Source organism: Leclercia sp. UBA5076 (genome assembly GCF_002416465.1).
GTDB lineage: Bacteria > Pseudomonadota > Gammaproteobacteria > Enterobacterales > Enterobacteriaceae > Enterobacter.
Genome location: NZ_DIAO01000004.1, coordinates 157,010 through 182,664 on the forward strand (window position 1 = coordinate 157,010; position 25,655 = coordinate 182,664).

Sequence of the window (25,655 nt, forward strand, 5' to 3'; positions counted from 1 at the left end):
GCAACGATAGCCCTAACGGTAGCGTTTTATAGGGCTATTTTGATCCTGTCCGGCAAGCCAGGCGAGCTTTTCGCCAATCTTACCCTCAAGGCCTCTGTTTGTCGGGTGATAGTAGCGTGTTTGTGCCATTTCCTGCGGGAAATACTCCTCCCCGGCGGCGTAGGCGTTGGGCTCGTCGTGGGCATAGCGATACGCCTCACCGTAACCCATCTCTTTCATCAGTTTGGTCGGCGCGTTGCGCAGATGGACTGGAACATCGTAATCAGGACGTTCGCGGGCATCGGACATCGCCGCTTTGAAGGCGGTATAGACAGCATTACTTTTGGGTGCGCAGGCAAGATAGACAATGGCCTGGGCAATGGCGCGTTCGCCTTCGGCAGGTCCGACACGGGTAAAGCAGTCCCAGGCGGAAAGTGCCACCTGCATGGCGCGCGGATCGGCGTTACCGACATCTTCGGAGGCAATCGCCAGACAGCGGCGGGCGACATACAGCGGATCGCCTCCGGCAGTGATAATGCGCGCATACCAGTAAAGCGCGGCATCGGGCGCACTGCCGCGCACTGATTTGTGTAGCGCCGAGATCAGATCGTAAAAACGATCGCCTTTATTATCAAAACGCGCGCTACGTTCACCGGCGATTTCGGTCAGCAGCGCCGGGAGCAATACCCGCTTGCCGCTGTCGTCGGTTTCGGCCATATCGGCCATCATCTCCAGGGTATTCAGCGCCCGGCGCGCATCACCGTTAACCAGCTCGGCAATGGCGCGACGCGTCTCGTCAGGCAGCACGATATCCTGGCCGCCGTAGCCCCGGGCCTTGTCGGTCATCGCCTGCGTCAGCACCTGCTCGATATCATCGGTGGTTAACGATTTCAGCAGATAGACACGGGCGCGGGACAGCAGCGCCGAGTTCAGTTCAAACGAGGGGTTTTCCGTGGTGGCGCCGATAAAGGTGATGGTGCCGTCTTCAATATGCGGCAGGAAGGCATCCTGCTGGCTTTTATTGAAGCGGTGGACTTCGTCAACAAACAGGATCGTGCGGCGTCCGGCATTGCGGTTCTGCCGCGCCCGTTCGATGGCTTCGCGGATCTCTTTCACGCCGGAGGTGACGGCGGAGATGCGCTCGACATCTGCATCAGCATAGCGGGCGATCACTTCCGCCAGGGTCGTTTTACCGGTGCCCGGTGGCCCCCAGAGGATCATCGAGTGCAGATGCCCGGCCTCAATCGCGCGTGGCAAGGGCTTGCCCGCGGCCAGCAGATGCTGCTGACCGATATACTGCGCTAAATTTTCTGGCCGCATACGGGCGGCCAGAGGTTGAAACGCATTATCTGAAAAATCGAGCGACAGGTTGCTCACTCACGCCTCTTACTTATTACGTTGATCGTCCACCGTTACGCCCTTCGGCGGGGTAAAGGTGAATTTCGATGCATCGACGGCACCGTTCTGCTGGGATTTCAGCTGATAGCTGCTGCGCTGATCGTCCTGCTCCACGGCGCTGAATTGATTGATGGTGCCGTTGCTGCTCACGTTGATGGTGAACTGCTTCAGGTTGCCCGTGCTGCCTTTCGGGGTCAGCACAAACTCATCGCCGCTCTGTTTGATGTTGTACTGCTGCCAGTCGCTGGACTGGTTACGGGCAATCAGCATAAACGGCGTGTTGCTGGTGGCATCTTTCAGCCAGGTGGCGGTGGCCTGCTCAACAAACGGGTTAAAGAACCACAGGGTTTTACCGTCGGAGACAAGGATACTTTCGTCCGGCTGGGTCATATGCCAGTTGAAGAGATTCGGACGTTTAACCCACAAGTCACCCTGGCCTTCCTGCACCGCGTTGCCGCTGCCGTCAGTCACTTTCTGCGTGAAGCTGGCATGGAAGCTGCTCACTTTATCCAGGCGGCTTTTCAGGTCGCTGGCGGCATCAGCCCAGACGCTACTTGCCACAAAGCCAGTGAGTAATGCACAGGTGATTACGATTTTTTTCATTGTTCATCCTTACAAAGCGTCTTCCCGAAATGGGGGTTTCTGTCACTATTCTGGACCTGCCCGCAGGCAGGCGACAGAAGAAAATGCTTAATTTTTGCAGCTTTACCCATCTTTGCAATCGAGGCCGTTATTCAAACGGTGGCGGGGCCAGCACTTCACGGTTGCCGTTATGTCCCTGCTCGCTGACGATGCCCTGCGCTTCCATCTGCTCAATAATGCGCGCCGCCCGGTTATAGCCGATGCGGAACTGGCGTTGTACGCCGGAGATAGAGGCTTTACGTTTCTCGGTAACAAAGTTAACCGCCTGATCGAATAGCGGATCCAGCTCTTCGCCGCCGTCAAAGCCGCCACCGCCGCCGCCTTCGCTTTCGCTGTCAGAGGTAATGCCTTCGACATATTGCGGGCGACCGCGCGCTTTCCAGTCCTGCACCACGGCATGCACTTCCTGGTCACGAACAAACGCCCCGTGAACACGCACCGGCGAAGTCGAGTTCGGCCCGGAATAGAGCATATCCCCCATACCGAGCAGCGATTCTGCGCCCCCCTGGTCAAGGATGGTACGGGAGTCGATTTTACTCGACACGGTAAAGGCGATACGGGTCGGGATGTTAGCTTTAATCAGGCCGGTGATCACATCCACCGACGGACGCTGGGTCGCCAGCACCAGATGGATCCCTGCCGCACGGGCTTTTTGCGCCAGGCGGGCGATGAGCTCTTCCACTTTCTTGCCGACGGTCATCATCAGGTCAGCAAATTCATCCACCAGCACCACGATATACGGCAGTTTTTCCAGCACCGGATGTTCGGCGTCCATACTGTCGCCCGGTTTCCAGTACGGATCCGGAATTGGACGGCCCATTTTCGCCGCTTCGGCGATGATCTCGTTATACCCGGCGAGGTTACGCACGCCCAGCGCAGACATCAGCTTGTAACGACGCTCCATCTCGTTGACGCTCCAGCGCAGGGCATTGGCAGCATCTTTCATGTCGGTCACGACTTCGGTCAGCAGATGCGGGATGCCTTCGTAGACCGACAGCTCCAGCATTTTCGGGTCGATCATGATGAAACGCACATCTTCCGGCTGCGCTTTATAGAGCATGCTGAGGATCATGGCGTTAACGCCGACAGATTTACCGGAACCGGTGGTACCCGCCACCAGCAGGTGCGGCATTTTAGCCAGATCGGCCACCACCGGCTCACCCGCAATGTCTTTACCCAGCACCACGCTCAGTGGCGACGGGTTATCGCGGAACTTGGCGTTATCAAGCACTTCACGCAGGTAAACGGTCTGGCGTTTTTTGTTCGGCAGCTCCAGACCGACATAGGGTTTGCCTGGGATCACCTCAACCACGCGCACAGCCACGGTCGACAGCGAACGCGCCAGGTCACGGGAGAGATTGGAAATACGCGCGGCTTTAACACCCGGCGCCAGGTTCAGCTCGAACCGGGTGATCACCGGCCCAGGAGAATAGTTCACCACATCCGCTTTAATACGGAAGTCGGCCAGACGCGCCTCAACCAGACGAGCCATCTGCTCCAGGGCAAAGGTATCGACCGGCTCGACTTCCGTTGGCGGCGGCGTTAACAGATCCAGCGACGGCAGCGGCGTGGTTGGCTTTTGCAGTGGGCGGCTGTCGCCATTGCGCATCAACAGCGGATGGATCAGGCTCTGCTGAGGCTGAGCGGCTGGCTGCTGTGGCTGCACCGGCTGTTGCGGCTGCGCATACTGCTGAGGCTGTACAGGCTGCTGCGGCTGCACGGACTGTTGAGGCTGTGCATACTGCTGCGGCTGAACAGGCTGCTGCGGTTGTGCATACTGCTGCGGCTGAACTGGCTGCTGCGGTTGTGCAACATGTTGTGGCTGAACGGGCTGCTGCGGCTGTGGCGGCGTAACCGCCTGACGCGGCGTAACCGCCTGACGCGGCGGCTCGGCTTCCGGCATCACGCCCGGCGTGAACAGCGGCTCACTCGGCGTATCATCCACCAGATCTTTCATTGGCGAGAATTCAAAGTCCGCCAGCGAGAACGGATTAGCCCCTGTCGGTTGCTCACCGGAATAACGCTGCTGCTGCGTGGCGGCGAACTGGCGAGCCAGCTCCGCTTCGGCGGCACTATCTTCGTCATCCTGCGTTTCAAAGGACTGTGGCTGGACCTGATGCTCATCACCACCATACCGCTGCTGTTGCTGCTGAGCGAACTGGCGGGCCAGCTCCTCCTGCTGCTGCATTTCATCGGCCTCGTCGTCGTAGTGTTCATCATACGGCTGACGTCCGGCTTCACGCGCTTTCTCTTCGGCCATTCGTTGGGAAGGCAGCTTGATGCCATACGAGGCCAGTTCACGGCGGGTCGGAACACGTACGCGATTAGGCCGCGGTAACTGCGGACCAATCCCCTCTTTTACCTGCGGACGCGGTGCGCCGCCGGTTGCCAGGCTGAATAACGGCGCGGCAGCGCTGGCCGCCGCGGCGCCTGAGCTTGTTGCCTGCTGCACGCTTGCGGCAACAGGTGCAACGGCGGAGGCGGGTTCCACAGCGGGAACCGGAATCGTCGGGGTTTCAGCGGCCTTAATCGGGGCTGGCTCTTGTGCCGCCTCGGGCACCGGCTGATACCAGGCCGCAAGCTGCTCGCGTTCCCGGGCACGTTTTTCTTCCACCTCTTCGAAATAGTAAAGCGGCGGACGGGACGGTTTCACCTCTTCAACCGGCGGCTCTTCGACAACCGGCGGGGTGATAACAGGCTCCGGCTGATAGACCGGCTCTGGTTGATAAACAGGCTCAGGCTGATAAACAGGTTCAGGCTGATAGGCAGGCTGCTGCGGCGGCTCATACTGCGGCTGCGCGTAGACAGGTTCAGGCTGATAAGGCGGTTGCCACTCCTGCGGTGCTGCGGCGACATACGGTTCCGGCTCCGGGATCGGCGATGCAGGTTCCGCTTGCCATTCAACCGCATGTTGCTGCAGCGGCATCTCTGGCACAGAAGGCGTCGGAGTGACCGGTTCAACCGGCGCAGCAAAGGCCTGGGTTGCCGTGGTTGCGGCAGCAGCGGCAGCAAGGGGCTCAGCTACTGAGTGACCGTTGAGCAGCGGATCGAACTCATCATAATCGGACGGCAGCGCACGATTACCGGAGAACAACACATCATCCGGATCGGCGGCAACACCACGGGCACTATAAGCCACCTCTTCTTCGTCATCCATCCGTTTGCCGGAGAACAATGCCGCATCGGTTTTGCGGCCTAATGGATTGGCGAATTTCTCTGCCACACGCTTACGGCGCGCCAGCGCCCCGCGCATAATGCGGGCGCGGCGAGATTCACGACGCTCAGCGCTCGGCTCCGCGTCTTCGTAATCATCTTCGTACTCTTCGTCGTTAACCCAGGTATCGTCGCGACGGGTACGGTTGCTGGCAAAGGTCAGGATATTGAGGATCACGCTGCCGATTTTCTCGGCGATGGTGACCCAGGACCAGCCGGTAAACAGCGTCAGCCCCGCCCCCCAGACGCAGAGCAGCGCCAGAGTACCACCGCTGCTGTGCAGCATCGGCTGTAGCGCGGTGCTCAGCAGGCTGCCAATCACGCCGCCGGAGGCAAAATACCAGATGTCGTCGGCATTAATCGCCGCCAGGCCGCAGGAGGTGAGGATTAAAGCCAGCGCACCAATCAGGCGCAGCGAGACAGCAAAATAGTCGATGTAGTCATCGTTCTGGCGATGGCGCCAGGCAAACCAGCAGCCGCCAATAATAATGACGGGAAGGGTGTACGCCATTATGCCAAAGATAAAGAACAGCGTGTCCGCCAGCCATGCCCCCGGTACGCCGCCTAAATTATGGATAGGCTCATGCCATGCGGTTTGTGACCAGCTAGGATCGGAGGGGTTGAAACTGAGTAAGGCTGCCATCAACCAGACGGCAAAAAGGGCAACAAGGATCAGTAACGCCTCAAGGAGTCGGCGCCCACTGCTAAGCTTGGTTAAATTGACTTCTTTGTCTTCAGTATATTCCTGGCTCAAGAAAGGCTCTCCAGGTATCAGGCAATTCCTGCCTGAGTGCTAAACGGACAACAGTGCCGGGGAGCCCGACACTGTTGCTGTATGGATTACCAGGAGTGTAATCAAAGTACGCTGATATTGCACCTGTTCCGTATTAGCGCGTCTTAATAACCAGACGATTGCTCTGTTTGACTTCTTCCATTACCACATAGGTACGGGTGTCGTTCACACCAGGCAGTCGCAGCAGGGTTTCGCCCAGCAGCTTACGGTAGGCGGACATATCAGGCACGCGGGTTTTCAACAGGTAGTCGAAATCCCCGGAAACCAGATGACACTCTTGAATTTCTTCAAGTTTTTGTACGGCAGCATTAAATTGCTCAAACACATCCGGCGCACCACGATTCAGAGTAATCTCAACAAATACCAGAAGTGAGGCATCCAGATAATGCGGGTTCAGCAGCGCTGTATAGCCCTGAATAAAACCCTGTCTTTCCAGTCGGCGCACACGCTCAAGGCATGGCGTCGGGGAAAGTCCCACACGTTTTGAAAGCTCGACGTTGGAAATACGCCCATCCTTTTGCAGTTCATTAAGAATGTTACGATCGATGCGGTCGAGATCTTTGCCAGGGCGCTTCTTGCTATCTACCATTATTATTGTCTCTCTGTATTCCTTCCCTAACTCCTGCCAGGACCCTGTGCACTTCACTGTTCAGAGTCTTTCCCCGCGGTTAATCGCATCGCCTGTTTTATAGTTTGCGCGATCCGATTGGGGTTATGTGGTATGAAGACCGTTGCCCAGAGGCGGCCATCAACATCACGTATGGCATCTGTCCACACCATGCGTAGATTTCGCTGACCCGGTAAAAATGGTGATTTTGTGCATGACTATGCGTTACACAAAGACCATTTTTTTTCTTCCTTGAATGTTTTCGCAAAAGCGCAGGGGATTGTCAAAGCAAAACATCGATTTTTAGTACAACATGCCGGATATTCATTACGTCCGGCGATTAATCCTCATTTTATCGCCGTCGTTTCGACCGATTACCTATGATTATTGTTATAAAATCACCTTTTCTTACCTCTCGTTGATTGGCCCTTTCTATCACACACATCGTTAACAAAATCGCTGCGCCCTTTTTTTACGCCAACAAATTCCCTACAATCCAGGAAAATGTCTGCCAACAACAATGAGGATCTCATGGGCACGGCCAAACACAGTAAGCTGCTAATTCTTGGTTCTGGACCTGCGGGATATACCGCAGCGGTCTACGCTGCACGCGCTAACCTGCAACCGGTACTGATTACGGGCATGGAAAAAGGCGGTCAGCTGACCACCACCACCGAAGTAGAAAACTGGCCAGGCGATCCTGAAGGCCTGACCGGGCCGCTGCTGATGGAGCGCATGCACGAGCATGCCGCCAAATTTGATACCGAAATCATTTTTGACCACATCAACAAGGTCGATCTGCAAAACCGTCCGTTCCGCCTGACCGGTGACAACGCGGAGTACACCTGCGACGCGCTGATCATCGCTACCGGCGCTTCAGCCCGCTATCTGGGTCTGCCTTCTGAAGAGGAGTTCAAAGGTCGCGGCGTCTCTGCCTGTGCAACCTGCGACGGTTTCTTCTATCGCAACCAGAAGGTGGCGGTCATCGGCGGTGGCAATACCGCGGTTGAAGAGGCACTCTATCTGGCGAATATCGCCTCTGAAGTGCACCTCATTCACCGCCGTGATACTTTCCGCGCGGAAAAGATCCTGATCAAACGTCTGATGGACAAAGTGGCCAGCGGCAACATCGTGCTGCACACCCACCGCACGCTGGAAGAAGTGACCGGCGATCAGATGGGCGTGGCGGGCCTGCGTATCCGTGACACCCAGAACACCGACAACGTTGAAACGCTGGAAGTGGCAGGTCTGTTTGTTGCCATCGGCCACAGCCCGAACACCGCTATCTTCGACGGCCAGCTTGAGCTGGAGAACGGCTACATCAAAGTGCAGTCAGGTATTCACGGCAATGCTACCCAGACCAGCATCCCGGGCGTATTCGCTGCGGGCGACGTGATGGACCACATTTATCGTCAGGCGATCACCTCTGCGGGCACCGGTTGTATGGCCGCGCTGGATGCAGAACGATATCTCGACGGACTGGCCGATCAGAGTAAATAATTTTTACAAATCAGCAACAAACGTAAAAAAGGCGGCGATAAGTCGCCTTTATCGTCTCTGCGTTGTAACATTGCCGTGCCCAATACCTAATAACATCACCTGCAAAGCACGCAATGGAAAAAACCCGTCAACAAGAGTTAACTCGCTGGCTGAAAAAGCAAAGCGTTATTTCCCGCCGCTGGCTGAATATTTCCCGTCTTTTAGGGTTTATCAGCGGACTGTTGATTGTCGGCCAGGCATGGCTTCTGGCCCGCATTCTTAACCATATGATTATGGAAAATATCCCGCGCGAGGCGCTGTTACTGCCTTTCATTGTGTTGATTCTGGTCTTTATTCTGCGTGCCTGGGTGGTCTGGTTGCGCGAGCGCGTGGGCTTCCACGCCGGGCAGAACATTCGCTATGAAATTCGCCGCCAGGTGCTGGACAGGCTACAGGAGGCCGGGCCTGCCTGGATCCAGGGCAAGCCCGCCGGAAGCTGGGCGACGCTGATCCTCGAACAGATCGATGACATGCACGACTACTACGCCCGCTATCTGCCCCAGATGGCGCTGGCCGCTTTCGTTCCCCTGCTGATCGTGCTCGCGATTTTTCCTTATAACTGGGTCGCCGCGCTGATCCTGCTGGGTACCGCCCCGCTGATCCCGCTCTTTATGGCGATGGTCGGTATGGGGGCTGCCGACGCCAACCGCCGCAATTTCCTGGCGCTCGGACGTCTCAGCGGCCACTTCCTTGACCGTCTGCGCGGCATGGAAACGCTGCGTATTTTTGGTCGCGGTGAAGCCGAAACCGACAACATCCGCCACGCCTCCCAGGATTTCCGTCAGCGCACCATGGAAGTGTTACGCCTGGCATTTTTATCCTCCGGGGTGCTGGAGTTCTTTACCTCACTGTCGATTGCGCTGGTTGCCGTCTATTTCGGTTTCTCCTACCTGGGCGCCCTTGATTTCGGTCATTACGGTACCGCCGTGACCCTTTTTGCAGGCTTTCTGGCGTTAATTCTGGCGCCGGAATTTTTCCAGCCGCTGCGCGATCTGGGCACCTTTTATCATGCGAAAGCGCAGGCCGTGGGCGCCGCCGACAGCCTGAAAACCTTCCTTGAAACGCCGCTGGCTCATCCGCAGCGTGGCGACGTGACCCTGAACACCACCCGACCAGTCAGTATTGAAGCAGAGAATTTCTGCGTACTGTCGCCGGAAGGTAAGGTGCTCGCGGGGCCATTAACCTTCACCCTCGCGGCAGGCCAGCGCGTGGTGCTGGTTGGCACCAGCGGCTCCGGTAAAAGCTCCCTGCTGAATGCATTATCTGGCTTTATGGCCTACAGCGGCTCGCTGCGGATCAACCAGGCCGAGCTCTCAGCGCTCGATCCTGACGAGTGGCGCACCCACTTAAGCTGGGTAGGACAGAACCCGCAGCTCCCTGCGGCCACGCTGCGGGAAAACGTGCTGCTGGCGCGCCCGGATGCCAGCGAAGAGGAGCTGCAGTCGGTGCTCGACCGTGCCTGGGTTAGCGAATTCCTGCCCCTGCTGCCGAACGGCGTGGACACGGTGGTGGGCGATCAGTCGGCGGGGCTTTCCGTCGGCCAGGCGCAGCGCATTGCCGTGGCCCGCGCCCTGCTTAACCCGTGTCAGCTTTTACTCCTGGATGAGCCAGCCGCCAGCCTGGATGCGCACAGTGAACAGCGCGTGATGCTGGCGCTGGATGCCGCCTCGCAGCAGCAAACCACGCTGATGGTGACGCACCAGCTGGAGGGCATCTCCCGGTGGGATCAGATCTGGGTCATGGACAATGGTCAGCTTGTTGAGCAGGGCGATTACGCCACGCTCGCGGCGGTACAGGGGCCGTTTGCGGCCCTGCTGGCAAACCGTCAGGAGGAGATTTGATGCGCGCTTTACTGCCTTATCTGGCGCTTTATATGCGCCACAAATGGATGTTGACGCTGGGCGTGGTGCTGGCGATCGTCACCCTGCTGGCGAGTATCGGCCTGTTGACGCTCTCCGGCTGGTTCCTCTCTGCCTCGGCGGTCGCCGGTTTTGCCGGGCTCTACAGCTTCAACTATATGTTGCCCGCCGCCGGGGTGCGCGGTACGGCCATCACCCGTACCGCCGGGCGCTACTTTGAACGTCTGGTCAGCCATGACGCGACCTTCCGCGTGCTGCAACACCTGCGCGTTACCACCTTCAGCAAGCTGCTCCCCCTCTCCCCTGCCGGACTGGCACGCTATCGCCAGGGGGAACTGCTTAACCGCGTCGTCGCCGACGTGGATACCCTCGATCACCTCTATTTGCGCGTGATCTCTCCGCTGGTGGGCGCCCTGGTGGTCATTGTGGTGGTCACCCTGGGGCTGTGCCTGCTGGACGTTCACATTGCGCTGGTGCTCGGCGGGATCATGCTCGCAACGCTCTTTATCTTACCCCCGCTGTTTTACCGCGCCGGAAAACCGACCGGTGAAAAGCTGACGCGTCTGCGGGGCGAGTATCGCCAGCAGCTGACGGGCTGGCTACAGGGTCAGGCGGAGCTGACGATCTTTGGTGCCAGCCGCCGCTACCGCGTGCAGATGGAAAATACCGAGCTGAACTGGCACGAAGCCCAGCGCAAGCAGTCGGAACTCACGGCCCTCTCCCAGGCGCTGATGCTGTTAATTGGCGGAGGCGCAGTCATGGCGATGCTGTGGATGGCTTCCGGCGGCGTGGGCGATAACGCGCAGCCAGGCCCGTTAATCGCCCTGTTTGTCTTCTGTGCGCTGGCGGCGTTTGAAGCCCTGGCGCCGGTGACCGGTGCCTTTCAGCACCTGGGCCAGGTGGTGGCCTCCGCGCTGCGTATCACCCAGATTACCGGCCAGCAGCCGGAAGTGCAGTTCAGTACGACCGCATCAGCGGTCCCTGAGCAGCTGGCCCTGTGCCTTTCGGATGTCAGTTTTGCCTATGAAGGTCAGGCGCAGCCCGCGCTGGACCACATTAACCTGACGATCCCCGCGGGCGCCCATGTGGCGGTGCTGGGTCGCACAGGCTGCGGTAAATCGACACTGCTGCAGCTGCTGACCAGAGCATGGGACCCGGCGCAGGGTCAGATCCTGTTTAACGACACGACTCTGGTGCAGATGAGCGAGACTGCGCTGCGCAAAACGGTAAGCGTGGTGCCCCAGCGGGTTCATCTTTTCAGCGCCACCCTGCGCGATAACCTGCTGTTAGCCGCGCCCGGCGCTGCCGATGAAGCATTACGCGGGATGCTGGAAAAAGTAGGTCTGCACAAGCTGCTGGAAGATGAAGGGCTCAACAGCTGGCTTGGCGAAGGCGGCCGTCAGTTATCCGGCGGCGAGCTGCGCCGCCTGGCCATTGCGCGTGCGCTGCTTCACAATGCGCCGCTGATGCTGCTGGATGAGCCAACCGAAGGGCTGGACGCCACTACCGAGCGGCAAATCCTTGATTTACTCAAAAAAGAGATGCAGGACAAAACCGTGCTGATGGTGACGCACCGTCTGCGCGGCCTGGCGGATTTCGATCAAATTATTGTGATGGACAACGGACAAATTATTGAGCAAGGTAATCACGCTGAACTGTTGGCAAAACAGGGCCGCTACTACCAGTTCAAACAACGTCTGTAGTCTATATTTGAACCGATCCCCACTTTGCGTACTGGAGTTTTGTTGTCATGCGCCTGGTCCAGCTCTCTCGTCACTCTCTTGCGTTCCCTTCTCCGGAAGGGGCGCTGCGTGAACCTAATGGTTTGCTGGCCCTGGGCGGCGATCTGAGTCCGTCGCGTTTACTGATGGCCTACCAGCGGGGGATTTTTCCGTGGTTCTCTCCCGGCGATCCCATCTTATGGTGGTCGCCCGACCCCCGCGCCGTTCTCTGGCCTGCGGAGTTTCATATCAGCCGCAGCATGAAGCGTTTTCACGCTCGCTCCCCTTATCGCGTCACCCTCAACCATGCGTTTGGTCAGGTGATCGAGGGCTGCGCCAGCGATCGCTTTGAAGGAACCTGGATCACGCCCGAGGTGATCGTCGCCTACCATCGCCTGCACGAGCTGGGCTACGCCCATTCGATTGAGGTATGGGATGATAAGGATGAACTGGTGGGCGGCATGTACGGCGTGGCGCAGGGCACGCTGTTTTGCGGCGAGTCGATGTTCAGCCGCGCGGTTAACGCCTCGAAAACCGCGTTGCTGGTCTTCTGCGAACGCTTTGCCCGCAGCGGCGGCAAGTTAGTTGACTGCCAGGTGCTGAACGAACATACCGCCTCTCTGGGTGTCGTGGAGATCTCGCGTCATGAATATCTGGCGCAGCTGGCGACCCTGCGCATGCAAAAATTACCGCAAAATTTCTGGGTGCCGACGACGTTATTTACGCCTCAGGGATAAATGTTTTCCGCATATTTTTCCTCAAGGTGCTATAATTCTGCCGCAGAGTAGGTTCTGCCTGTTGCCCCGCCGCCGTTTGGGAATAGTTCGCATCCGATAACGCCCTATCGTTTATCCTGCCACCTCCCCTTTACGTATGCGCTTTTCGTACGGTTGAACCGTGACGTCCGGGCAATACGCTGAAACTGCTTTGTTGCGTTTTAAACGCACAAATCTTTACTTAATTGAGGAATTTCGGCATTATCTTGCCGGTTCAAAACTTGGTAGTGATACCCCAGAGGATTAGATGGCCAAAGAAGACAATATTGAAATGCAGGGTACCGTTCTGGAAACGTTGCCTAACACCATGTTTCGCGTAGAACTGGAAAACGGTCACGTCGTTACCGCGCATATCTCCGGTAAAATGCGTAAGAACTATATCCGTATTCTGACGGGCGACAAAGTGACTGTTGAGCTGACCCCGTACGACCTGAGCAAAGGCCGCATTGTCTTCCGTAGTCGCTAAGAGTATTTCGCCTGCAATGGCGTACAAAGAATAATAAAGGCCGGGTTATCCCGGCCTTTTTTTATGCCCCGCCCGTATCAGTGGATACGCACTACGGTCAGATCCGCCAGCATGGTATGCGCAATATCATGCAGCAGCCCGGTAAGGTGCGGGAGCATCTCGCGGTCGAAATGCGACACCAGCAGCACATGGTTTAAGGCCCGGCAGTAATCGCACTGGGCTTCGGTGCTGTCCAGCAGCCACTCCTGTTTGTGCACGGGCGGGATATCGTTCTCATCCAGCACGCGAAAGTCGGTCATGGATTTTGCCAGCTCAGCGCTGAATGCATCAAGGTAGGCCGCCAGGCAGCGGCAGACAGGCTGCGTTTGCGGCAGCGAGTCGCAATCGACCAGGATTTCGGTGAGCAGGTTGCAGCGCGCGGCAAGGGTGGAGAGATCGGGGGTAGACAGTTCGAGTTCGCTGTAAAGCTGGGTGATGGTGTTATTATCCATAATCATAATCTCCGAAAGTAATTTTTTGCTGACCACCCGAACGCCAACTCAGGCGGTGGACTGAACCAGGTTGGCGTACCGACTACCCTCGGAAAAATCGGCGCTTCAAAGAAGCCCTGGCCCAGCCCACCATAATCTGAGCATGCGGATTATATCCGCAGCTTTCAAAAGAGTGAACGAAACCGCTAATGTTGCGCATGCAACACCATTTCCGAAGTTTGTTCAGGACGCCAATCCTGGCACCTGATTTTGCAGGTGCATCGCCATTCTATTACTGTGGTTTTATCCAGCAATACCCATAATTAAATTATGGATAACGCCTCGCAAAATTTTCATCCCCCCTACAGCAACACAAAAGCCAGAGACAGACCCTCTACTCACAGCGGCACCCTGGTCCGGCTGAAAATCGCTGAGGCGTTGACCGCAGGCCGGGGCGGGGCGCATGGCCCGACCCGAAAGCCGAAGGGAAAAAGCCGAGGGGACCGCGAAGCGGCGATTTTCCTGGCCGGGAGCCGGGGTGGTCAGGGGGCGGCGGCGAGCCCCCCTGACACGTTCACCGGTGACGTGGTTTACAGAGAAGCAGCGAACGCAAGGTGAACGGAACCATCACAGCCGCCACATGTTCTCACCCACCGTGCATCGCCCTGCGGCGCTGCGCTTGCACGGGCCTACAACGACTAAAAAACCATAAAAAAAACCGGGCATTTGCCCGGTTTTTATCATCACATAACAGCGTTAGTGAGCCGCCTCCGGCTTATGTTTCGCCGCACTCTGGAAATCATACGTCAGCTCATTCTTCGCCTGATCCAGCGCCACCGTCACCTGACCACCATCCACAAGCGAACCAAACAGCAGCTCGTTAGCCAACGGTTTCTTCAGGTTGTCCTGAATCACACGCGCCATCGGACGGGCACCCATCGCACGATCGTAGCCTTTCTCTGCCAGCCAGTTGCGGGCTTCCTGACTCACTTCCAGAGAGACCCCTTTCTGATCCAGCTGAACCTGCAGCTCGACGATGAACTTATCCACCACCTGATGAATCACCTCGGTAGAGAGATGATCGAACCAGATAATGTTGTCCAGACGGTTACGGAACTCCGGCGTAAAGACCTTCTTGATCTCTTCCATCGCATCGGTGCTGTTATCCTGGTGGATCAGGCCGATGGATTTACGCTCGGTTTCACGCACCCCGGCGTTGGTGGTCATCACCAGCACCACGTTGCGGAAGTCCGCCTTGCGCCCGTTGTTATCGGTCAGCGTCCCGTTATCCATCACCTGCAGCAGGATGTTGAACACGTCCGGGTGCGCTTTCTCGATCTCATCGAGCAGCAGTACCGCGTGCGGATGCTTGATCACCGCGTCGGTGAGCAGGCCGCCCTGGTCAAAGCCCACATAGCCTGGAGGCGCACCGATCAGACGGCTGACGGTGTGGCGCTCCATATACTCGGACATATCGAAGCGCAGTAGCTCGATGCCCAGCGCTTTGGAGAGCTGAACCGTCACCTCGGTTTTCCCCACCCCGGTCGGGCCGGCGAACAGGAAAGAACCGACAGGTTTGTGCTCATGCCCCAGCCCGGCGCGGGCCATCTTAATGGCTTCGGTTAAGGCCTCAATGGCTTTATCCTGCCCAAAGACCAGCATTTTCAGGCGATCGCCAAGGTTTTTCAGCGTATCGCGGTCGCTCTGAGAAACACTCTTCTCAGGGATACGCGCGATGCGGGCCACCACGGATTCGATATCCGCCACGTTGACCGTTTTCTTACGCTTGCTGACCGGCATCAGACGCGCACGCGCGCCCGCTTCGTCGATCACATCAATCGCTTTATCCGGCAGGTGGCGATCGTTGATGTATTTCACCGCCAGCTCCACCGCCGCACGCACCGCTTTCGCGGTATAACGCACATCATGGTGCGCCTCGTACTTCGTCTTCAGGCCGTTGATGATCTGCACCGTTTCTTCAACCGACGGTTCAGTAATATCGATTTTCTGGAAGCGACGCGCCAGGGCACGATCTTTTTCGAAAATATTGCTGAACTCCTGATAGGTGGTTGAACCCATTACCCGGATCTTGCCGCTGGAGAGCAGCGGTTTAATCAGGTTAGCGGCATCCACCTGACCACCCGATGCCGCACCGGCGCCGATGATGGTATGGATCTCGTCGATAAACAGGATGCTGTTGGTATCCTGCTCCAGCTGTTTCAGCAGCGCTTTGAAACGTTTTTCAAAATCACCGCGGTATTTGGTGCCGGCCAACAGGGAACCGATATCCAGCGAATAGATGGTGCAGTCGGCGATCACTTCCGGGACGTCGCCCTGCACGATGCGCCAGGCCAGCCCTTCGGCAATGGCGGTTTTACCGACGCCAGACTCCCCCACCAGCAGTGGGTTATTCTTGCGGCGGCGGCACAGCACCTGAATCGCCCGTTCCAGCTCTTTATCGCGGCCTATCAGCGGGTCGATACCGCCAACACGGGCAAGCTGGTTAAGATTGGTGGTGAAGTTTTCCATACGTTCCTCCCCGCCTGCCTGCTCTTCGCTGTTGACCTGATGGCTGGAATCCGAAGACGGATTCGATTCGTCTTTTCGCGTTCCGTGAGAGATAAAGTTCACCACATCGAGGCGGCTGACTTCGTGTTTGCGCAGCAGGTAGGCAGCTTGCGACTCCTGCTCGCTGAAGATGGCAACCAGCACGTTGGCACCGGTGACTTCGCTACGTCCGGAGGACTGGACGTGAAATACCGCACGCTGGAGTACACGCTGGAAGCTGAGCGTCGGTTGCGTGTCGCGCTCCTCTTCACTGACGGGCAGTACAGGTGTGGTCTGTTCGATGAAGGCTTCAAGTTCCTGACGCAGCGCCACCAGATCCACGGAGCAGGCTTCAAGCGCTTCGCGGGCGGATGGGTTACTGAGCAGTGCAAGCAGCAGGTGCTCGACCGTCATAAACTCATGTCGGTGCTCACGCGCTCTGGCGAAAGCCATGTTTAAACTGAGTTCCAGTTCTTGATTGAGCATAGGCACCTCCCCCAATTTTCATTGCCTTATTCAGGCTTTTTCCAGCGTACACAGCAACGGATGCTCGTTCTCCCTTGCATACTGGTTCACCATTGCCACCTTGGTTTCGGCGACTTCTGCGGTAAAAACACCGCAGATGGCTTTGCCATGATAGTGAACCGTAAGCATCAGTTGCGTTGCACGTTCAACATCATAAGAAAAGAACTTTTGTAGCACGTCAATAACAAATTCCATCGGCGTGTAATCATCGTTCATTAACATAACTTTATACATAGATGGCGGTTTTAGCGCGTCGCGCACTTCATCTTCCGCCAACTTATCGAAATCGAGCCAGTCGTTCGTCTTACCCATTGTCAGTCGTCATCTTCGTTTACGGTCTCCGGTCGCGTATCTCTGTGATGCTGACGGGAGTCTATACATAACCTGAATCTACCTTAGATGTCAGATAACCTATATCTATTATTGCCATCCGCGATGTCTGTCACAATACCGTTCAATAGCGTTAACTGCTTCAAATTTTGACGCATTTTTCACCTTCCTTACCCGGCAAAGGCTTGACGATCCCTTTGGTTTATCTAAATTGAACAGGCGTGAGTTGGCGAGGTTTTGAACAGCCCCCACTTCACCACCGGTTCATTACATCTAACTCAATAAGATTTACGAAGGATGTCGAAGCATGGAAACGGGTACAGTTAAGTGGTTCAACAACGCCAAAGGGTTTGGTTTTATCTGCCCTGAAGGCGGCGGCGAAGACATTTTCGCACATTACTCCACCATTCAGATGGATGGATACAGAACGCTGAAAGCCGGGCAGGCCGTCCGGTTCGATGTACACCTTGGGCCAAAAGGCAATCATGCCAGCGTTATTGTGCCCATCGAAGCAGAAGTGGTGGCATAGCCCTCTGTTTCATTGTGTACACCCCGCACTCAAAATGCCAGCCCGATGCGCTGGCATTTTTATTTGTGGGCTGCCGTGCGGCCTGATGCCCGGCGGCGCTGCGCTTGCGCGGGCCTACGGATTTCGTAGGCCGGGTAAGGCGTAGCCGCCACCCGGCAACAGATTCACTCCCGGGCTAACGCATCCACCGGATCTAATCGCGCGGCGTTTCTGGCCGGCAACCAGCCAAACAGTACCCCGGTAAAGGTAGAACACAGGAAGGCAGTTAGCAGCGCCATCGGTGAAAAACCAATTTCCCAGCCGGGTAAAAACAGCTGCAGCGTAAAGGCGATGAGCAGCGAGAGCGTAATCCCCAGCGCACCGCCCACCAGACAGACCAGCACCGCTTCAATCAAAAACTGTTGCAGCACATCGCTGGCCCGGGCGCCCACCGCCATCCTGATGCCGATTTCACGCGTTCGCTCCGTCACCGACACCAGCATGATATTCATTACCCCGATCCCCCCGACCAGCAGGGAGATGATCGCCACCAGCGTGAGGAAGAGCTGAAGAGTACGTGTGGTCTTTTCCGCCGTTTTCAAGAGCCCGTCCATGTTCCAGGTGAAGAAATCTTTCTTCCCGTGGCGCAGGGTCAACAGGCGCTCAAGCTGTTGCTCTGCCTGGGCGCTGTCGTAACCCTCTTTCACCCGGACGGTGATGGAGTTAAGCCACGACTGCCCCATAATGCGCCCGGAGATGGTGGTGTAAGGCAGCCAGACGCGCAAAATCTTGCTGCTGCCAAACATCGACTGCTTCTCCTCCGCCACGCCAATCACCGTTGCGGGCATATTCCCCACCAGCACGCTCTCGCCCACCACCTTCGCTTTATTGGGGAACAGCTGTCGCCGGGCGTTGCTGTCGAGCACCACCACCTGCGCCCGCCCTGCAAGCTGCTCTGCATTGAAGGTGCCCCCTTCGCTGAAGGTCATACCGTAGACGTTGAAATAGTCGCCGCTGACGCCGTTGGCGCTGGCCGCCACATCGATATTGGCATAGCGCAGACGCAGGCTCTGGGACACCGCCGGGGTGGCGGAGTTAACCCACGGCTGCTTCTGAATGGCCGTGAGATCGTCATACTTCAGCGCCTGCTGGTACTGCGGCTCATCATCGCCAAAATCTTTGCCGGGATAGACGTCAATGGTATTGGTGCCGATGGAGCGGATATCCGACAGCACCAGCTGTTTGGCCGCGTCGCCCACCACCACAATCGACACCACCGAGGCGATGCCGATGATGATCCCAAGCATGGTCAGCAGGGTGCGCATTTTGTTGGCGGCCATCGCCAGCCAGGCCATGGTCAGCGCTTCGCGAAAGCTGCTGGCAAACTGCCGCCAGCCCGACGGCGGCGGTAACGCCACCTCCTGACGCCGGGTAGCATTGAGGCCGGGCGGCGGATTACTGACCAGCTCGCCGTCGCGGATCTCGACAATGCGTCCGGCCTGGGAGGCCACCTCCGGATCGTGGGTGACAATAATCACCGTGTGCCCCTGATCCCGCAGCTGGTGCAGGATTGCCATCACCTCTTCCCCGGAGTGGCTGTCCAGCGCCCCGGTCGGTTCATCCGCCAGGATCACCTGCCCGCCGTTCATCAGCGCCCGGGCGATACTCACCCGCTGCTGCTGGCCGCCGGACAGCTGCGACGGCTGATAATCCACCCGCTCCCCCAGCCCCAGCCGGGTCAGCAGCGCCTGCGCCCGCTCAAGACGTTTTTTGCGCTCTACGCCAGCATAGACCGCGGGCACCTCGACGTTTTGCGCCGCGCTCAGATGCGAAAGCAGATGGTAACGCTGGAAGATAAAGCCGAAATGTTCCCGACGCAGTTTGGCCAGCGCGTCGCTGTCCAGCGTGGCGACGTCGGTGCCCGCCACGCGATAGGTGCCGCTGGTGGGTTTATCCAGACAGCCAAGAATATTCATCAGCGTCGATTTACCGGAGCCTGACGCCCCGACAATCGCCACCATCTCCCCCGCCTCTACCTGCAGGGTGATGCCCTTCAGCACCTCCACCGGCCCGTCGCCGGAGGGGTAGCTGCGGCGGATATCATTCAGCTCCAGCAGGGCGGTCATTTCGCCGCCCCTGGCTGGCTCTCGCTGATGACCACCTCTTCACCCTCTTCCAGCCCTTTCACCACCACCACATCGGTGTCGTTGCGCGAGCCGAGACTCACCTCACGCTCGCGGATTTCACCGTTACGCAGCACCTTCACGTTATAGCGGTTATCTCCTACCGGTTGGCCCAGCGCCGCCAGCGGAATGGTCAGCACGTTTTTCACCCCGGAGAGCTGAATATGCACCTGGGCGGTCATGTCCAGGCGCAACACCCCCTGCGGGTTGGGGACTTCAAACCGGGCGTGATAGAAAATGGCGTCGTTGACCTTCTCCGGCGTCGGGAGAATATCCTTCAGCACCCCTTCATAGCGGGTTTGCGGGTCCCCCAGCACGGTAAACCAGGCTTTTTGCCCCGGCTTCAGGTGGATCACATCCGCTTCCGAAACCTGCGCCTTCACCAGCATGGTACCCATATCCGCCAGGGTCAGGATGTTCGGCGCCTGCTGGGCGGCGATAACCGTCTGTCCCTGCAGGGTCGTAATCTGCGTCACTTCCCCGGCCATCGGTGCAACGATGCGGGTGTACTCGAGGTTAGTTTTGGCACTGTCCAGCGAGGCCTGGTTGCGTTTGATCTGCGCATCGATGGTGCCAATCTGCGCCTGCTTCACCGCCAGCTCGGTGGTCGAGGTATCCAGATCCTGCTGCGAGATCGCCTGGGTGGTCGCCAGCTGCCGCTGACGGTTCAGGGTCACCTGGGCGAGCTTACGCTCCGCTTCCGCCTGGCTGCGCTGGGCGCGCAGCTCCATCAGCGTCGCTTCCACCTCTTTGATCTGGTTTTCGGCCTGCTCCGGGTCGATAACCCCCAGCAGTTGCCCTTTTTTCACCTTGTCGCCAATCTCCACCGATAGGGTCTTCAACTGGCCGCTGACCTGGGCACCCACGTCAACCTTGCGTAGCGCGTCCAGTTTGCCGGTCGCCAGCACGCTCTGCTGCAACTCGCCCGGACGGACAATCAATGTCTGATATTGCGGCACCGGTGCGTTTAGCACCCGCCACAGCCAGAATCCACCCACCAGTACAATCAGCACCAGCAGCAGAAACAGCTTCCTGCGCTTTCCCTTTAAGTTCATAAATATTCCAAATAGCAATTCCGGCTTACATAACTGTTGATTCTAACTAAACCGCGCCTCAACGAAACCCCTGCTTTTCGTGGCGCGTGAAAGTTGTTGAGGAGAGGTTGATAAAACCCCTGCTGAAATAAAGGCCTGGCAACAAGACCGGGATCTATTATGTCCTCCATCGCAGAGTCATCTTATTCACATCAGCAGCAACCTAAATCAGCCTGGCAGCTATTTCAGCATCTGGCCTCCGGGACATTAACCCCCGGCCTTGCCTGGCGTAATCCGGCCTATCGCCGCAAGTTTATGCTGCGCTCGCTGATGACGCCGTTCAGCACTGCACGTCTGCTGGCAAGCCTGACAAAACAGCCGCAACTGCTGCAACTGTTACAGGCCCAGCCGGGACTGCCCTGCCGCCTGCATCGCCCGTGGCTCTCGGTGGCGATGAATCGCCAGCAAACGCTCCAGGCGCTGAACTGGCACTATCAGACCCTGCAGAGCCGGCTCCCGGCCGCGCTGATGAACGGCTATCTCTCCCGGGAGGGGGTCACGTTACTGACCCTGACCGGGAAAGACGATCGCGCCTTTACCCTGCGTCTGTGCGCTGATGCCTTCCTCGATAAAGAGGGCGAAGCGACGCTGGCGTTTTGCGACGAACAGCAGACGGTGCTGGCGGAGATGACCTTTACGCTGTGTCAGGTTAACGGCACCCCGACGCTGTTTATCGGCGGGATGCAGGGGGCAAAAGCCTTTGTGCCGCACGAGGCGATTCAGAGCGCCACCAAAGCCTGTCACGGCCTGTTCCCGAAACGTTTGCTGGTGGAAGCCGCCATGACGCTCGGCAGCGCCCTGGCCGTGGAGCAGATTATCGCCGTCAGCAACAGCACCCATATTTATCGCAGCTGGCGCTATCGCAAGAAAAAAGAGGGGAAACTGCTGGCCGACTACGACAGTTTCTGGCTGTCGCTGGGCGGGGAGCGCGACAGCGAGGGCAACTTCAGGCTGCCGCTCGCCATGCCGCGCAAACCGATGGAGGAGATCGCCAGCAAAAAACGCGCCGAGTACCGCCGCCGGTTTACCCTGCTGGACAGCCTGATCGATCAGGTCAACCGGGCGACCCGCCGCTAGTCCGCCCTCCCGCGTGCCAGCCACAGCACGCGGGAGAACATCTTCCGTAACAGCGTGGGCACCGCCTCCACGCCGCGACGACCAGCCTCCATCGCCACCTCAATCGCCAGATCGGGTTTCGAGGAACGGTGAATGGCCTTCATGATCACCCGTCGCATGTTCATCGGGACGTCGTCCGGGATCATCGCCACCCGGTGAAAGACATCGGCAAAGCCCTGCCGGTACATGAAGTGTTCCATGTCCATGGCGGGCAGCGCCGTCAGGTGCTCGCGCTCCTCCTCCCGATCGTTATTGATCAGCCCGCGCACGGTCGCGGCATATTTCTTACCCGCTTCGTCACCATCCACCAGCACATGCCATTCGATGCCCATCCGCCGGGCAAATTTAATCAGCGGTTTCAGGCCCGACTGGGCAAACTCGATCACTTTGATGCCCTCGGCATCAAAGTGGTGCCCACACTGACGGGCCAGCTCGTTAATCACCCAGGTTTCGGTCTCCCCTTCCACCAGCAGCCAGCAGCGGGCAAACAGCGAGGAGGCGCGGTTGAAGCGAATATGGAAGGCGATACGGCGACTGTCTTCCGCATTCATGCCCCCCGGACCCAGGCGGTAAGCCGAGACGCGCGACGACTCACGCACCAGACGGCAGACGTGCTCGACCGGGGTTAGCGACAGCAGTTCGCCGGAGTTGGTGGTGGTGATGCGCTGCAACGGCAGCAGATTCAGCAGGTGCCAGGCCACCGAGAGCATGATTGGGTGCAGGCGCGTCTCGGGATCTTCCACCAGCAGCAGCGGACGGGCATCCCGGTCCAGCCGGACGGTGCCTTTGGCCTGCAACAACGTGGAGAAGAGCCCCAGCAGAATCACCCGGTGCGAGCGGCCGCCGGGACGGTCGATCATCCGGTTGATGATATCGAGATAACGCCAGCTGCGTTGCTCGTCATGGGAGCGCCGCCGCATCAGCCGGTTGCGCACCGGGGAGGTGCCCTGTTCGGAGAAGTAGTGCTCCAGCAGCTGTACCATTGCCGACAGCCCCTGGCGGATCTGGCCGTCGGTCAGGTTTTGCGGGCGGGCGACCAGTTCCCGGGCCAGATAGTCCAGCTCCCGGGCGGTGACCTCCACATCAGGCATGTCGGGGACGGTACCGTTGCGAATGCGGCGCATAAAGCGGGCATCACGCAGGCGCAGCACCGGCATCAGACGGACCAGATGGCGCGCCCGCTCGTCGATATCCTCCAGCGGCAGGACCTGGCCGTCAGTATCGAGAAAACCGCGCAGGGTCAGCACACTGTCATCAGTGGCAAGCTCACCCTCCAGACGATAAAAAATGCGCCGATAGCCATCATCACAGGGCACCCAGCAATCGGCAAGAGGACGATAGCGGCGAACGCGATGGCGCCCCGGCTCGCTTTCACGAAAGGTAAGGATAATATGCAGATGGTGTTCACGCCCCTGCAGATCCCCGGGGGGGAACCAGAAATCTTCCCGGACAAAATGGTACAGACTGGATTCCGGCGATAGCAGCAACGTCAGGGCGTCCAGCAGGCTCGATTTACCCCAGGCGTTTTCTCCGATCAGCACGTTGTTGTGCTCAAGCATCAGCGACAGACGGTTAATGCCGCGAAACCCCACGATTTCCACACGCTCTAGCAACATGTACCCTCCGGGAGAAATGAACTTTTTCCTTTAAGTTATCAGGAGTATAACGCCAGCGGGCCCGGACGGACACTCCATCGTCGGCGGAATAATGATTGCCAGAAGGGAAAATTAAGAATTTAACCAGACAGTTTCATTTGTAATAACGATTTCCGCCGCATACTCTTGCTGCCGAAAATGTAACTCTGCTTTACTCGCCATAATTTAGCAAGGAAGCGCAACACATTGCCCTACATCAAACTTACCGTATTTATTTAACTGGTGAGAGGGAATATTCATTTTTAGAATAGTGGCGTTTTAAAAATCGTCGCTTGTTTTGGCGATAAATAACAATGGCGCAGGATTGCGCTCATTTTTTCTTTGAGGTGGTTATGTTCAGAAAATTAGCAGCGGAATGTTTTGGGACATTCTGGTTGGTATTTGGTGGCTGCGGTAGCGCCGTCCTGGCAGCAGGGTTCCCGGAACTGGGAATTGGTTTTGTCGGCGTTTCGCTGGCCTTTGGTTTAACGGTTTTAACGATGGCGTATGCCGTGGGGCATATTTCCGGCGGTCACTTTAACCCGGCGGTAACATTAGGATTGTGGGCCGGCGGCCGTTTTCCGGCAAAAGAGGTTGCTGGCTATATTATTGCCCAGGTCATTGGTGGAATTATTGCTGCCGCTATTTTGTATGTTATTGCCAGCGGTAAAGCGGGCTTTGATGCTGCGGCCAGCGGCTTTGCCTCAAACGGCTTTGGCGAACACTCCCCGGGCGGTTTCTCCATGCTCTCTGCCATCGTGATTGAAATTGTGCTGACTGCGGGCTTCCTGCTGGTGATCCACGGCGCAACGGACAAGCACGCCCCGGCCGGTTTCGCGCCGATTGCGATTGGCCTGGCGCTGACCCTGATCCACCTGATCAGCATTCCGGTGACCAACACCTCTGTTAACCCGGCGCGCAGCACAGCGGTAGCCATCTTCCAGGGCGGCTGGGCGCTGCAACAGCTGTGGCTGTTCTGGGTGATGCCGATTATCGGCGGTATTATTGGCGGCGTGCTGTACCGCACCCTGCTGGAAAAACGCGATTAAGCGTGCGCGCGTTGTGGCGCCGGGTGATGGCTTCGCCTTACCCGGCCTACGGGACAGCATTTCGTAGGCCGGGCAAGCGAAGCGCCGCCCGGCACTGTTTTCACCTTTACTGAACCGTCTGAATTGGGTAGTGTCACAGCGCCACTCATATACAGGACCGGTTGTTCATGTTTTCAGGACTCTTAATCATTCTGCTCCCACTGATCGTGGGCTATCTCATTCCTCTTCATCAGCTGTCAGCGTTAAAACTGATCAACCGACTTTTGAGCGGAATTGTCTACGTCATTCTCTTTTTTATGGGGATCAGCCTCGCCTTCCTCGATAATCTTGCCACCAATCTGCTCTCTATCCTGCACTACTCCATTATTACGATGGCCGTTATTTTGCTCTGTAATATCGCGGCCCTGTTCTGGCTGGAGCGCGCTATTCCGTGGAAAAATCATCACCATCAGGAAAAATTGCCTTCACGCATTGCCATGGCGCTGGAGTCATTAAAATTATGCGGCGTGGTGGTGCTCGGTTTTCTGCTGGGGCTGACAGGATTCTCTTTTTTACAACACGCCACCGAGGCCAGTGAATATACCCTGATCTTCCTGCTGTTCCTTATTGGTATTCAGCTGCGAAATAATGGCATGACCTTAAAACAGATCGTTCTCAACCGTCGCGGCATGATAGTGGCGGTGGTGGTGGTGGGCAGTTCGCTGATTGGCGGGGTGATTAACGCCTTTATTCTCGACCTGCCGCTGAATACTGCCCTGGCGATGGCCTCCGGTTTTGGCTGGTATTCGCTTTCCGGCATTCTGTTAACCGAGTCTTTCGGTCCGGTCATTGGCAGCGCCGCCTTCTTTAACGATCTGGGGCGCGAGCTGATCGCCATCATGCTGATTCCCGGTCTGGTGCGCCGCAGTCGTTCCACGGCGCTGGGGCTGTGCGGTGCCACCTCAATGGATTTCACCCTGCCGGTGCTGCAACGCTCGGGCGGGCTGGAGATGGTACCTGCCGCCATCGTTCACGGCTTTATTTTAAGCCTGCTGGTGCCCGTCATGATGGCGTTCTTCTCAGCCTGATACTTCTTTGGCGGTAGCCTGCTGCCGCCAAAATTGCGCTAAATCAATATCCCTCTACTTTGTGGCAGAAAGCGCTTCCCACCGTATCGCCACAGGCATAATCTTAAACATGTATATCAAATATAACTTTAACAGGTGT

At 57.5% G+C, this 25,655-nt stretch carries 19 protein-coding genes; 9 read left to right on the forward strand and 10 right to left on the reverse strand.

Features of this window, described 5'->3' with window-relative positions; translation table 11 throughout:
- Positions 1–12: 12 nt before the first annotated feature.
- From rarA to lrp, 4 genes are all read right to left on the reverse strand, one after another.
- Positions 13–1,356, reverse strand: a complete 1,344-nt coding sequence (rarA, locus tag B3X29_RS04380; protein ID WP_103178908.1) for a replication-associated recombination protein RarA — start codon at positions 1,354–1,356, stop codon at positions 13–15.
- 9 nt (positions 1,357–1,365) lie between these two features.
- Positions 1,366–1,980 carry an outer membrane lipoprotein chaperone LolA gene (gene lolA, locus B3X29_RS04385; RefSeq protein WP_290504601.1) on the reverse strand — a complete coding sequence of 205 codons (615 nt, stop codon included), beginning with the start codon at positions 1,978–1,980 and terminating at the stop codon, positions 1,366–1,368.
- Positions 1,981–2,107: 127 nt separating this feature from the next.
- Positions 2,108–5,986 (reverse strand): DNA translocase FtsK, encoded by a 3,879-nt coding sequence (gene ftsK, locus B3X29_RS04390; RefSeq protein WP_159339208.1) that lies wholly within the window; start codon positions 5,984–5,986, stop codon positions 2,108–2,110.
- A gap of 133 nt (positions 5,987–6,119) precedes the next feature.
- Entirely contained in the window at positions 6,120–6,614 is a 495-nt protein-coding gene (gene lrp, locus B3X29_RS04395; protein WP_000228469.1) for a leucine-responsive transcriptional regulator Lrp, read from the reverse strand.
- Positions 6,615–7,163: 549 nt separating this feature from the next.
- On the opposite strand from lrp, the gene trxB reads away from it, so the two are divergent.
- From trxB to infA, 5 genes are all read left to right on the forward strand, one after another.
- Positions 7,164–8,132: a thioredoxin-disulfide reductase gene (gene trxB / locus B3X29_RS04400; RefSeq protein ID WP_103178905.1), complete on the forward strand. Its 969-nt coding sequence runs from the start codon at positions 7,164–7,166 to the stop codon at positions 8,130–8,132.
- Positions 8,133–8,245: 113 nt separating this feature from the next.
- Positions 8,246–10,012 (forward strand): heme ABC transporter permease/ATP-binding protein CydD, encoded by a 1,767-nt coding sequence (cydD, locus tag B3X29_RS04405; protein WP_159339209.1) that lies wholly within the window; start codon positions 8,246–8,248, stop codon positions 10,010–10,012.
- On the forward strand, positions 10,012–11,733 hold the full coding sequence (cydC, locus tag B3X29_RS04410; protein WP_290508574.1) for a heme ABC transporter ATP-binding protein/permease CydC: 1,722 nt from the start codon (positions 10,012–10,014) through the stop codon (positions 11,731–11,733). Before cydD ends, cydC begins: the two co-directional genes overlap by 1 nt.
- A 47-nt stretch (positions 11,734–11,780) precedes the next feature.
- Positions 11,781–12,488, forward strand: a complete 708-nt coding sequence (aat, locus tag B3X29_RS04415; protein WP_103178902.1) for a leucyl/phenylalanyl-tRNA--protein transferase — start codon at positions 11,781–11,783, stop codon at positions 12,486–12,488.
- Positions 12,489–12,774: 286 nt separating this feature from the next.
- A complete protein-coding gene (infA, locus tag B3X29_RS04425) occupies positions 12,775–12,993 on the forward strand; it encodes a translation initiation factor IF-1 (RefSeq protein WP_001040187.1) in 219 nt (72 codons plus the stop codon).
- 77 nt (positions 12,994–13,070) lie between these two features.
- On the opposite strand, the gene B3X29_RS04430 is transcribed toward infA, so the two are convergent.
- The 3 genes from B3X29_RS04430 to clpS all read right to left on the reverse strand — a co-directional run bounded on the left by B3X29_RS04430 (position 13,071) and on the right by clpS (position 16,847).
- Positions 13,071–13,484, reverse strand: a complete 414-nt coding sequence (locus B3X29_RS04430; protein WP_103181057.1) for a hypothetical protein — start codon at positions 13,482–13,484, stop codon at positions 13,071–13,073.
- A 735-nt stretch (positions 13,485–14,219) separates the two neighbouring features.
- Entirely contained in the window at positions 14,220–16,496 is a 2,277-nt protein-coding gene (gene clpA / locus B3X29_RS04435) for an ATP-dependent Clp protease ATP-binding subunit ClpA (RefSeq protein ID WP_159339211.1), read from the reverse strand.
- A 30-nt stretch (positions 16,497–16,526) separates the two neighbouring features.
- The gene (gene clpS, locus B3X29_RS04440; RefSeq protein ID WP_103823399.1) at positions 16,527–16,847 is read right to left on the reverse strand and encodes an ATP-dependent Clp protease adapter ClpS; all 321 of its coding nucleotides are present in this window, start codon (positions 16,845–16,847) and stop codon (positions 16,527–16,529) included.
- 325 nt (positions 16,848–17,172) lie between these two features.
- Between clpS and cspD the strand changes: the two genes are divergently transcribed.
- Entirely contained in the window at positions 17,173–17,394 is a 222-nt protein-coding gene (gene cspD, locus B3X29_RS04445; protein WP_032617324.1) for a cold shock-like protein CspD, read from the forward strand.
- 164 nt (positions 17,395–17,558) lie between these two features.
- Here cspD and macB read toward each other — a convergent pair whose 3' ends face one another.
- Both macB and macA read right to left on the reverse strand, forming a co-directional pair.
- A complete protein-coding gene (gene macB / locus B3X29_RS04450; protein ID WP_159339212.1) occupies positions 17,559–19,499 on the reverse strand; it encodes a macrolide ABC transporter ATP-binding protein/permease MacB in 1,941 nt (646 codons plus the stop codon).
- Positions 19,496–20,611 (reverse strand): macrolide transporter subunit MacA, encoded by a 1,116-nt coding sequence (gene macA, locus B3X29_RS04455; protein WP_103178898.1) that lies wholly within the window; start codon positions 20,609–20,611, stop codon positions 19,496–19,498. Before macA ends, macB begins: the two co-directional genes overlap by 4 nt.
- Before the next feature lie 159 nt (positions 20,612–20,770).
- Here macA and B3X29_RS04460 point away from each other — a divergent pair, with 159 nt between their 5' ends.
- Positions 20,771–21,727, forward strand: coding sequence for a VirK/YbjX family protein (locus B3X29_RS04460; protein WP_159339213.1), 957 nt, complete (start codon positions 20,771–20,773; stop codon positions 21,725–21,727).
- On the opposite strand, the gene B3X29_RS04465 is transcribed toward B3X29_RS04460, so the two are convergent.
- Entirely contained in the window at positions 21,724–23,382 is a 1,659-nt protein-coding gene (locus B3X29_RS04465; RefSeq protein WP_156654200.1) for an ATP-dependent endonuclease, read from the reverse strand. The two genes, B3X29_RS04460 and B3X29_RS04465, sit on opposite strands and share 4 nt — an antisense overlap.
- Positions 23,383–23,753: 371 nt before the next feature.
- Between B3X29_RS04465 and aqpZ the strand changes: the two genes are divergently transcribed.
- Both aqpZ and B3X29_RS04475 read left to right on the forward strand, forming a co-directional pair.
- Complete coding sequence (gene aqpZ / locus B3X29_RS04470) at positions 23,754–24,449, forward strand: aquaporin Z (protein WP_156654199.1); 696 nt, start codon at positions 23,754–23,756, stop codon at positions 24,447–24,449.
- Between the two features lie 167 nt (positions 24,450–24,616).
- Positions 24,617–25,516, forward strand: coding sequence for a lysine exporter LysO family protein (locus tag B3X29_RS04475; RefSeq protein ID WP_103178895.1), 900 nt, complete (start codon positions 24,617–24,619; stop codon positions 25,514–25,516).
- Positions 25,517–25,655: the final 139 nt, after the last annotated feature.